The 11,333-nt window shown below is 38.1% G+C and carries 6 protein-coding genes; 1 reads left to right on the forward strand and 5 read right to left on the reverse strand.

From position 1 onward, the window contains the following. Position 1: 1 nt before the first annotated feature. Positions 2 to 1,057, reverse strand: coding sequence for a twin-arginine translocation signal domain-containing protein (locus P0077_RS00970; protein WP_276167314.1), 1,056 nt, complete (start codon positions 1,055 to 1,057; stop codon positions 2 to 4). Positions 1,058 to 1,174: 117 nt separating this feature from the next. Then, positions 1,175 to 5,089, reverse strand: coding sequence for a hybrid sensor histidine kinase/response regulator transcription factor (locus P0077_RS00975; protein WP_276167315.1), 3,915 nt, complete (start codon positions 5,087 to 5,089; stop codon positions 1,175 to 1,177). A 231-nt stretch (positions 5,090 to 5,320) separates the two neighbouring features. Here P0077_RS00975 and P0077_RS00980 point away from each other — a divergent pair, with 231 nt between their 5' ends. Next, on the forward strand, positions 5,321 to 6,979 hold the full coding sequence (locus P0077_RS00980) for a sulfatase (protein WP_276167316.1): 1,659 nt from the start codon (positions 5,321 to 5,323) through the stop codon (positions 6,977 to 6,979). A 41-nt stretch (positions 6,980 to 7,020) separates the two neighbouring features. On the opposite strand, the gene P0077_RS00985 is transcribed toward P0077_RS00980, so the two are convergent. The 3 genes from P0077_RS00985 to P0077_RS00995 all read right to left on the reverse strand — a co-directional run bounded on the left by P0077_RS00985 (position 7,021) and on the right by P0077_RS00995 (position 11,218). Then, positions 7,021 to 7,572, reverse strand: a complete 552-nt coding sequence (locus P0077_RS00985) for a DUF4442 domain-containing protein (RefSeq protein WP_276167317.1) — start codon at positions 7,570 to 7,572, stop codon at positions 7,021 to 7,023. Positions 7,573 to 8,113: 541 nt separating this feature from the next. Continuing rightward, positions 8,114 to 9,382 carry a glycoside hydrolase family 117 protein gene (locus P0077_RS00990; RefSeq protein ID WP_276167318.1) on the reverse strand — a complete coding sequence of 423 codons (1,269 nt, stop codon included), beginning with the start codon at positions 9,380 to 9,382 and terminating at the stop codon, positions 8,114 to 8,116. A gap of 36 nt (positions 9,383 to 9,418) precedes the next feature. After that, positions 9,419 to 11,218: an arylsulfatase gene (locus P0077_RS00995; protein WP_276167319.1), complete on the reverse strand. Its 1,800-nt coding sequence runs from the start codon at positions 11,216 to 11,218 to the stop codon at positions 9,419 to 9,421. Positions 11,219 to 11,333 lie beyond the last annotated feature (115 nt).

The following is an 11,333-nucleotide window of genomic DNA, read 5'->3' on the forward strand; positions in this document are numbered from 1 at the left end:
ACTATATCCTTTCCAATTTAATAGGATATGTCTTATTAGCGTTCCACTGGCAGACATAAATGTTCTTATCATTATCAATACATACATCATGGCAATGATTGAATAGCGGTGTATCTTGAAGCATAAGCTGCAATTCTCCATTTTCATAAACAGGAGCGGTACCGCCAGGATTGGAAACTACCTTATCCTCTTTATTTAAAATGGTGACGAAACCTGAATCTGGTGTTTGCTCTAAATATTTTAATCTAGACCAACATACTCCTGAGTACAGATTAGCCCCATCTATTACTGGTCTGCACACAAAAGCACCCGGAAGAAAAATAGTGGATAAATACTTTCCGTCTAAGGTGTAACGCTTAAAAGAGTTATGTTTTCGAGAGGTGCACAATAGCGTAATATTATCAGGATCTCTATCATCAATGGTTACTCCATGAGCAGTTGAGAACAGATGGTCTTCCAACCCATGACCGCCAAATTTTCTGATAAATTCTCCATCTTTATTGTATTGTAAAATAAAATCCGAACCATACCCATCGGCCACATAAATATCACCGTTAGGAGCCACTGCAGTTTCTGTAGGACGGTATTTTTGATCTTTCTTATAAACTCCCGTTTCTCTTGGATCGGAAAGTTGCATCAACACTTTTCCATCGGTAGTCGTTTTAAGAATTGCTCCATCATTATCGGTTATGAAAAGCATATCTTCTTCCCCTTCTTTAAATAGTGTAAGGCCGTGAGCGGATTTTAAATCATGCGTCCAAGTCTTTAAAAGCTTACCGGATTTATCGTAAACAATGACGTTATTTTTAACTTCATCAGTAACCATAATGAGTCGCCCTTTGGAATCCATTACCATTTCATGGCAATTTTTTATAGGGGTCGTTCCCGGGTTAAGGTTTCCCCACTCTTGATGAACACGGTAGGTAAAACTACCATGACCAATTATTTGCTCTGACAATTTTGGTTTATTTATAATCCCGAAGCTATAGGAAGGAACGGTTAGGGCGGCACCAGCCATAGCTGATTGTTTAATAAAATTTCGTCTGGAGTTTATCATTCGGTATTTTTTAAGTGCGTAAGAAAATGTGTTTCCCAAAAATACCTAACAACCTAAAATCCAATGTAGACTAATTGTGCAAAAGGGTGCACTTTTTGTGTGCCCTTTACACTTAATCTATTTTTTAGGTACGTAGTATGAAGGCGGATGCCCGAACTCTTTTTTAAATATACGACTGAAGTACCTGTTGTCATTATACCCTACCCTGAACGCTATTTCTTTTATACTAAGAGTGCCTTCTTGTAGCATCGGCACAGCTTTAGACAATTTGTGCGAATTGACATATTCTATAATAGTTTTTCCGGTGAGGGCTTGAATCTTTCGGTACAATTGCGACCGACCTATAGCTAGTTGATCACACAAATAATCGATTGAAAAATCTGGGTTTTCTAGATGTTCATCTATAACTTCGTTTACTTTTATCAAGTACTGGTCTACGGATGTTGACGGCTCAACAAACAACTCCTCTTTTTGGTATTTTTTTATTAGACGGTGCCTGGTTTTTAAACGATTTTGAATTTTCATCTTAATCTCCGAAACATTAAACGGCTTCTCAATATAATCTTCAGCACCGGTTTCCAGCCCCTTTAATTTATTCTCTAGACCTGTTTTTGCTGTTAAAAACATCAAGGGAATATGAGCCGTAAGTTCATTGGACTTTAATTGATTCGCCACTTGAATTCCATCAAAAACCGGCATCATTATATCACTGATAACAATATCTGGAATATGTTCAAGTGCCAACTGAAAACCATCTTTACCATTATCGGCCTGGATTATAACATAGTCGTCAGACAATTCTGCGGAAAGATAATTACGGATATCCTCATTGTCTTCAATAAGAAGTATTACCGTTTCGCCAGATGCTATTTCGCCGAATGTTGTAGGAACTTCTGCGGTCTCCGTTTCATAATTTTTATACCCAATAGGAACGGTAATCGTAAAATGCGACCCTTTACCCTCCTCGCTTATCAAATCTATTGTACCATTATGCAACTTTACCAATTCTGATATCAGGGAAAGACCTATTCCGCTACTATATCCTTTATTAGGATTTTCATCTAATTGATAAAAACGTTCAAAAACCTTTTCTTGATATTTCTGGGGGATTCCGGAGCCGTTATCTATCACCTCTAATTTAAGGCTACCGCTTACAGTGTTGTCATCTGCATCTGTTTGGGTGTCCAAATAAGTAGCGTTCAAACTAATCTTTCCATTTTTGGCAGTAAACTTAAAGGCATTCGAAATAAGGTTGGTGACTATCTTTTCTATAACATCTTCATCAAAATAAATAGTATGGTTCGTATCAGGACAAGTACACTTAAAATCGATATCCTTCTCTTTCGCCCAATATTCGTAGGCCGCATATATGTTTGCGCATACCGAAAGTTCATCATGCGGTTTTACTCGTAATTGTTGGCTGCCTTCCAGCTTTCTAAAATCTAAAATCTGATTCACCAGTTCTAGCAGTCTATTGCTATTTCTATGCATCATCTGCAGCACCTTTGTATCTGGCCTAACTCCCCTTCTTATATATTTGTCAAGTGGAGAGGTGATCAACGTTAAAGGAGTCCTTAGTTCGTGCGAAATATTGGTAAAAAAACGGAGTTTCATTTGTGCCAATTCCTCAAATTGGTACACCCGCTGTTTTTCTATTTCAAACATATTCTTGGCGCGTTCACGTTGTAAATACAACCTCAGTGCCCATCCTGCAATTAAAAGAACCAATACAACGGCCAGCAACTGTACCCAAAAACGTTCCCAGAACGGAGGGGTAACGGTAATAGCCAATTGTTTTATCCTATCCGTCCAAACCCCATCTTCATTCGTTGCTTTTAAGAGAAAGGAATAACTGCCCGATGGAAGGTTCGTATAAGTTGCTCGCGTACCGTTGGCAATGGTCCATTCTTTATCAAAACCTTCTAATTTATACGCATATTGACAACGTTGATTGTTCTCGTACTGAATGGCTTGAAAATCCAGATCTATTTTTCGGTCTGTATAAGAAAGTTGCAGCTGGTCCTCTACTTCTATACTTTTCTTAATATAGCTGCTGTTAGGGGTCACCAGCTCATTATTGACCCACAATTTTGAAATGTAAACCGAAGGAGTTTTGGTACTTGGTTTCACCTTTTTGGGGTCAAAGGTCATTAGACCCTCATTGGTTGCGAACACCATATGGCCGTCATCGGTAACCAAACTTGAAATACCAATTTTCTGTGATACCAGCCCGTCTTGCTCATTTAAGATACGTGCTACATCGTTCTTAACATCCAACTTAATAATTCCATTTCTTGTACCCAACCACAAATTACCTTCGCCATCTTGCTCAATTCTATTGATAATCCTATCCTTTAACAGGCTATTATCATATTGAATAAATGCATCTTGCTCCACGTCATAACTACAAAGTCCGGAATTTGTACCTACCCAAAGTGTGCGATCGGCGTCCTCAAAAATTACATTTATAAAATTGTTGTTTACCGTAGCCGTGTTGCCTATCTCATGCCTGTAATGAACAAAAATATTTTTCTCCGGAACATACCTCTTGACCCCATCGCCATTGGTACCCAGCCAAATCTGATTTTTATAATCTTCAAAAAGTTCGTTAGCCCTATGAAAATAACCAATCCCATCAGGGTCATTTGGGTCACAGTCAAAATAAACGGTTACCCCAGTTTTAGGGTTATAGATCCGTGCACCCAAAACTTCTCCGGTCCAAACAAGGCCTTCACTGGTTTCCAGTAATCCAAAAAGTTCAGCAGGTTTGCGGCGTGATGTCTTTAAAAGTTCGCCTTCTTCTGAATATTTATTAATGGTGTTAGTGTCTGCCACCCAAACGGTTTCATCATCATAGGAACTCATGTAAGTTCTACGCAAAAACCCTTTTATTTCTTTTACAAAGTCAAAATTTTTTTTCGAATAAATGCTTACCACACCATTTTTAAAAACCCAATAATTTTTTTTAGTTTTTAATACTTGACTACCGCTTCCAGGCCTTATAAAAGGTTTGAAGATTTTTGGTGCTTTAGTAATGTGAAAAAAATGGCCCGTATAATCCAATAGCCAAGAATCTTCTTTTGATGGGTTATGAAAAATATCGCTCAAATAAAATGCCTCTCCGTTAAACCTCTCATTAAGTGAGATACGTTTTTTCACATCAAAATTACTATCTACAATAACTATTTTATCATTTTTGGCGAACCAACAATCATTCTCATAATCCGGTTCTATATGGTTAGCGCTCTCAAATTTAAAATTAAGGTCATGAAACTGGTTGTTTTCATCAACAGTGTACAACTTTGTATTTGGAACCAAAATATCTTGGTAAAAGCTTAACAACCCATAAGAATGGGATGCGCCAGGTGTATTTTGAGAAAGACGCGTAAAACTTCCGGTATGAGGGTCAAAAATGTTTAGACCGATCCAAGTGCCTATAAAAAGTCGTCCATCATCATCTTCCTGTATATCAAGTACATTATTATGACTGATACTGTTAACGTCTTCTGGATCATGCTGAAATCTTTTAAAAGTACCGGTTTCCCTGTCCATAATATTAAGACCGCCACCATCTGTACCAACATAGAATGAATGGTCCGATGCTTCATAAATCACACGAACCTCATTAAAACTAAGACTTTTAGGGTTTTCACTATCATGAATAAATCGTTGAAAACGGTCATATTCGCGGTCATATTTAAGAAGACCACCGCCATAGGTACCAACCCATAACGTACCCTTACTATCCTCATAAAGATACGAAATGTGGTTATCGGTTATACTGGTCTTTTCATGTTCATTTTTACTATAGTTTTTAAAATTACCGCCATCAAAACGCCATAATCCATTAGTGGAAGCTATCCAGATAAAGCCATAACGATCCTCAAGAATATGTTGAGCACTGGTCTCTATAGGCAACTGAAAATGGGTGATTTCAAAATCACTTATATCATCTTGACCATGAACCGTGAACGAAAACCCCAATGCAACAATCGTCACAAATAAGAAATAAAAACTAGAAACTCTACCCATGTTTTGAATATAGAATATTTCTATTGAAAGGTAAATTAATTTTGATGTATTACGTACACTTAATTTTTATGAGCATGAATAAAATGATAAAATTTTCTTCAATAACATCCTTCTAGATAGAGTTAAAATAGTGCCGACGCTGGCTAAAATAGAGAAACTAAAAATCCGAATTTTACGGTTATTTTGTATTACACATAAGTTTACCTTCAATTAGTCATCAAATACAAAACTATGAATCTTCGAATTTTAGCTCTAATCATTTTTGGAATACTTGCCAGTTGCAAGAACGAACCCAAAAACATGGTAGAAGAAAAAGTTAAAAAACCGAATATCCTTTTTTTAGCTATCGATGATTTAAGACCTGAACTTGGTGCTTACGGGTCCCAAATTGCCATAACACCTCATATTGATGCCCTTGCCGATGACGGATTATTGTTCAACAATGCCTATTGCCAACAAGCCATTTGTAGCCCATCTAGAGCTAGTTTAATGACAGGTGCTAGACCTGAAACTATTCAGGTTATTGAAAATTTTACCTATTTCAGGGATGCCAACCCAGATATCGTCACACTTCCCCAACATTTTAAGGCTAATGGATACGAAACGGTCAGCACCGGAAAAATTTACCACGGACAATATAACGACCCTGAACTTTCTTGGAGCAGAAAACCCGTTGCAATGGATAAACCCGATGTAAAATTCGGATTCAAATTACCGGAAAACATTAAAATGCAAAAGGAAGTCAGTGAACAAATGGTTGCTAAATATGGAAAAAAGGCCCTAAGAAATGGCTTAGGAAAGGGGCCATCTTATGAGTTTGCCGATTTTCCCGACAATGCCTACGAAGACGGATATAATACCGACTTGGCTATTGCTACAATGAAAGATATGTTGAGTAAGAATCCTGAAAAGCCTTTCTTTCTTGGATTGGGTATGAAAAAACCACATCTAGATTGGATTGCGCCCAAGAAGTATTGGGATATGTACGATGAAATGGATATTAAACTGGCAGAACAAACACAAGCGCCAAAAAACGGAGCTTCCATGGGGCTCCATGCATCTTTTGAATTGCGCGCTAGAGCAGGTATACCAAAAAAAGGTGATATTGATCCTGAACTTGCCCTAAAATTAAAACACGCTTATTTAGCTTGTGTAAGTTATGTTGATGCTCAAATAGGTCGTATGATCAGTGCTCTTGATGATGCAGGAATTAGGGATAATACGATCATCATTTTATGGAGTGACCACGGGTGGCACTTGGGCGATATGGGAATTTGGGGAAAAGCCACCAATTATGAAATTGCCACTAAAGTACCTCTTATAATTTGGACCCCGGATATGGCTAAAGAAAGTAGAGGAAAATCTACAGATGCACTCGTAGAATTGGTAGATATGTACCCTACTTTATGTGATCTAGCGGACCTTTCAAAACCCACCAGCTTAGAAGGACAGAGTTTTGCCCCATTGCTCTCTAATCCAAACCAAGAATGGAAATCAGCTGCTTTTACGCAGTACCCAAATCCGGCATTAAGAGAATGGGCTGCAAATCCACTTTCTAAAGGAATGCGCGAAACTTCTTTTGGTCCGTTAATAAAGGAAGTTGAAACACGGATAAAAAAACAACTAGGTAAAAAATGGGATCGTGACTTGTTCGAAAATCGGTTAATGGGCTATTCCATGCGTACCAAAGATTATCGTTTTATTGTCTGGAAAGATTATACGGATAAGGATGCCGAACCTGTTTTTATTGAGCTATACGACCACAATAAAGACCCAATGGAAACTGTAAATATAGCAAATGACCATCCTGAACTTGTAAAAAATCTAATGATACAATTCAACAAAGGTTGGAAAGGCAATAAAGCCGAATTAAAAGAAAGTGGGGTCTAGCTATCTTCTAAACCTGAGCGGGTTTCGGACAAAACTGGTGCCTAACTAAGATTATTTATAGTTTCCTTCTTAGCCAGGGCCAGGGCCCGTTTTTTCTTGTAATACGCCTTATCGGCTACATAAATGGTTTTTCGTACTTCACAGAAAATCGTGTCTCTATTGGAATTCATTAACTGCGTTGTTTTTAAAATGTCTATTTCATCTTCTTGCTGCACACGTAGTTTAATTTCTTCAATTTCATGAGTTTCGTATTCAAAATCGGCATATAAATTTTCTTTAGCCGGTCTTTTGAATGAAATTTCAGCAGACTTATCCCAAACCACATATTCATCACCAAGAATATTTATAAGCTGTACCATGGGTATAGGATCTACAGCCGAAAACAAACTCCCTCCGTAGATAGAATTCACATAATTACGGTTCTTATAACTGATAGGTAATTTAATAGTGACCTTTTTTAAATCTTCAGAAACCGTTTGGATCCTCCCCGTACTTCTACGATACATTGGTGAAAGATTAAAACCATGTTTGAACAACTTATGTTTTCCTATAAAACGGGACCCAAAATCAGCTAGATTGCTATAAAATGACATATGTATTACCTAAATAATGAAGTTATAAAGGTAAAGTTACTGTGTAAGATGGATTTAAAAAATAACGGTCACCGTAGTAAATTGTGACTGATGGAGGTACATGAAATTACACTATAAAATAATAAAATGCGAACGATATTTTCAACTAGGCCAACTACCGGTTCTCAAGGGGGGTAACTTCATCATCATTTCTATCATGAACCGAGGCAATGGACCTTCCTAAACTTTCTCCCAGACATGTATCGTCCGCATTTTAATGAACTAAAAACTTAATTATGAAAAATTCTTATTCGTTTTGTATACCCCAAAAGTAGCTCATGGAATCATAATAAAAGTTTTACTTTCGTTGAATTACATGTACCTACTTATGAGCTTCACGTAGCTATAGACGAAACGAAAAACCAAACCTAACACATTAATAATCAGATATTTTTTTCATTTTAAATCGCCCATAAAATTATAATTTGATAAATTTCATACATAAAAAAAGGACATCATAAAATGATGCCCTTCTCAATCAACAGAAGTTTTACTCCCGTGTTTATTCTAAATTTTCAGACTGCAAACGTTCCTTTTGTTTGCTACTCAGCCCTTGGCTATAATAAACATCAGGTTTATGATTTACACGGTGATTTTTCATTTCAGGGTCGTCAAGGTCCAAGCTTAAATCACAGTCAAAACGTACTAGCTTGGAGTGAAATTGGTCCTTCCCTCCCAAACTGATAAAATGGGCAAGTCCCCAGGTAATTCCGCGTCCGTCTTTAGTATTCGTAAAAGCATCGGGCACATGAGGTGCTGCCGCATACGGCATCAGTTCTGTGATGGAAGCAATTTCAAAATTCACCCAATCTTCTGCATATTGAATAGTGTTATGCTCCGGACCATCTTTATAGACCAAAGCAGCTACTCCTTTTCTAAAAGGAAATAACGATGTTTCATGCCCCGATGTAATAACAGGGTTTAAAGGGTGCTTGGTAAAAGGTCCCAAGGGATCATCCGCAATGGCAAGCCCCTGCATACGGACTTTATCCGGTACTTCCCCAAAATCTGATTTGTAATAGATATAAATCTTGCCATTATGTACAAGTGGGTATGGATCGTGTATGGAATATTGGTCCCACTCGCCTTTTCCACCATTCGGTATAACCACTTTGTTATATGCCGTCCATGGACCCTCCGGAGAATCGGCATACGAAACCGCTACTGGGCAATCATCGCCTCTTTTGCCACTCGCTTCCATAAACCCTTGATAGTAGAGGTAATATTTTCCCTTCCACTCCAAAATATCCGTTGTAGTTACCGAACGCCAACCCACTAGTGGTTTTTCCGGTCTTTTAATGGCAACACCCTGCTCCTCCCAGGTAAAGCCATCTTTAGACGTGGCGTACCAAATTTCAGAAAGGTCCCAGTCCGAAGATGGAATCGTATCATTACTCATATCTGCCCCTCGTGGTGGCGTAGAGGTATTCCTGTAGGTATACCACACATAATATTTACCATCGTGCAAGAGTATTTTTGAAGGGTCTCTTCTGGTAATGGTACCATCGTGCCCGTTATAATCGAACCCCTTTAATTCAGTATACTTAAACTGGCTAAAAAGCTCATTGTTCTGTGGCTCCGGTGATTCATAATCCGTATAAATGCGTTCCATGGCCGCACTCATTTTTCTATTGGGCTTTTCATCTGGCAACACAAATGGGAAACTACCTTGGTCTTCCGTTGTAGTTTCTGTTGCAGTTTCTTTTTTAGTCGGTTCCTGGCAAGATACAAGTACTAAAAGTACCGCTAAGGTTATGGTGATATTTTTCATATTCTAATATTGGTTATTAAATTCTAAAAGAGTGTTTTATTTGCTACCTAAGTACTGGATGTAAGTGTAATACACCCCAAAAGCTTCATCGCCTTCTATAAAATCGGTTACCAGCATGGTCTTGCCTTCATCAAGATTTACAATAAAATCCGCACTATGGGTGTCCCCGGAAATTTCTTGTTCTTTAATTTGATTGGCAATCTGAATACGTGCTTTCTCAGGATGCATAGGTTTGTATTCATACAGATTTTTAGGATTTTTTTCAGGAACACCCAAAATAGGACCAGGACACTCCTTTGGCCAACGCATACAGGATATTTTATATTTTCCCGCTTTTTCAACCTTAATCGGATGTGTATTGTTTCTATTTTTCATGCCCGATGCAACTTGCTCCGGTTTCCAGATGCCACCGTCTTCCCCAATTGCATGTTGTATGGTAAGCTTAATTTCATTTTGGTTTTCACTTCCTATGATACTCACTGGAAATTCTTGGTACTCAAAACCTATCTTTGCCCCCTCTAGAAACAACTTATTTTTCGCCAATAGCTGTTCTACAACCTCTTTATTTGCTGCGGCAACATCAGTATCTTGATGTTTATCAGCTTCAATATCATACAACTCTTTACCATTCACCAACCTCCATTTTTCAGTAAGTATAGCCATTTGGTCTGTATCATAAGGTGTGCGCCAATCTTGTCTGTTATGTACAAAAACGGTTCTATCATCTTCAAGCTTTCCTTCTTTTTTCAACACAGGAGAAAAATCGACTCCATCCAACTTCATCTCTTTAGGAATTTCTAGCTTGCAGAGTCCGGCGAGAGTTGGAATCAAATCTACATGTGCTGTTAATTCGTTCAGGTCCTTTCCTCCTCTAATCTTGCCATCTTTCCATCGAATGAAAAATGGTACTCTGTGACCACCTTCTGTTCGTTGCCCTTTTTTGCCTCTGAATCCTTTATTGAAACCTAATTTACCATCTGGACTCACACCGCCACCAGAACCGTTATCTGTCATGTAGATTAATATGGTATTATCCGCTAATTTTTTCTCTTTAAGGTAGGCCTCCAACTTCCCAAAATTTTCATCAATATTGGTAATCATTCCATAAAATTCGGCACCCACAATTTTATTACCCACCAAATGTTGGTAGGGAGCGGCATACTTTTCATCAACAATAAACGGACTATGAGGTGCATTCGTGGGCAGGTACAAAAAGAAAGGAGCACCTTTGTTCTTATCCATAAATTGCATAGCCTCTTGAAACCAGACATCAGTACAATACCCTGAAAACTGTTGCGGTTCATTGTTTACATAGTATACATCATCATTGTAACTATTTCCCCAATAATCAGATAGCTCCCCAACACCTCCTGCTTTATGGTGTACGGCAACATCAAAACCACTATCGGTAGGTCGTGAAGGATAATTATCTCCCAAATGCCACTTGCCGAACATAGCTGTTTTATAACCATTTTGTTTGAAAACATCAGCCATTGTGAGCGCACCTTCAGCCAGTGCGTCCCGGCCTTTATATGTAGCCCAAGTACCATTATTAACAGGGTACCTACCCGTCATTAATGCTGCACGGGTTGGCGTACACATTGGGCTAACATGAAAATCCGTCATGCGTACCGCTTGCTTGTAAAACTTATCTATGTTAGGAGTCTTGATCCATGGATTACCATGACATGCCAAATCACCAATTCCTTGATCATCGGTCATGACTAAAATAACATTCGGTTTTTGTTCTTGGGAAAATGCATCGGAGGCAAATAATCCTACCCAGATGTAAAACAAACTTTTTAATATTCTTTTAGATACTTTAGTAGGTGACATAGATAAAATAAATTACTGGATTAACTGAAGAGGTTTTCTTCCACATGTATCTCCAAAACTAACTATTGCAACCTAAAAATCACCAAAATGACACTTTACAAATATTATACAAACC

It is taken from the genome of Zobellia alginiliquefaciens (assembly GCF_029323795.1).
In the GTDB taxonomy this organism is placed as follows: domain Bacteria; phylum Bacteroidota; class Bacteroidia; order Flavobacteriales; family Flavobacteriaceae; genus Zobellia; species Zobellia alginiliquefaciens.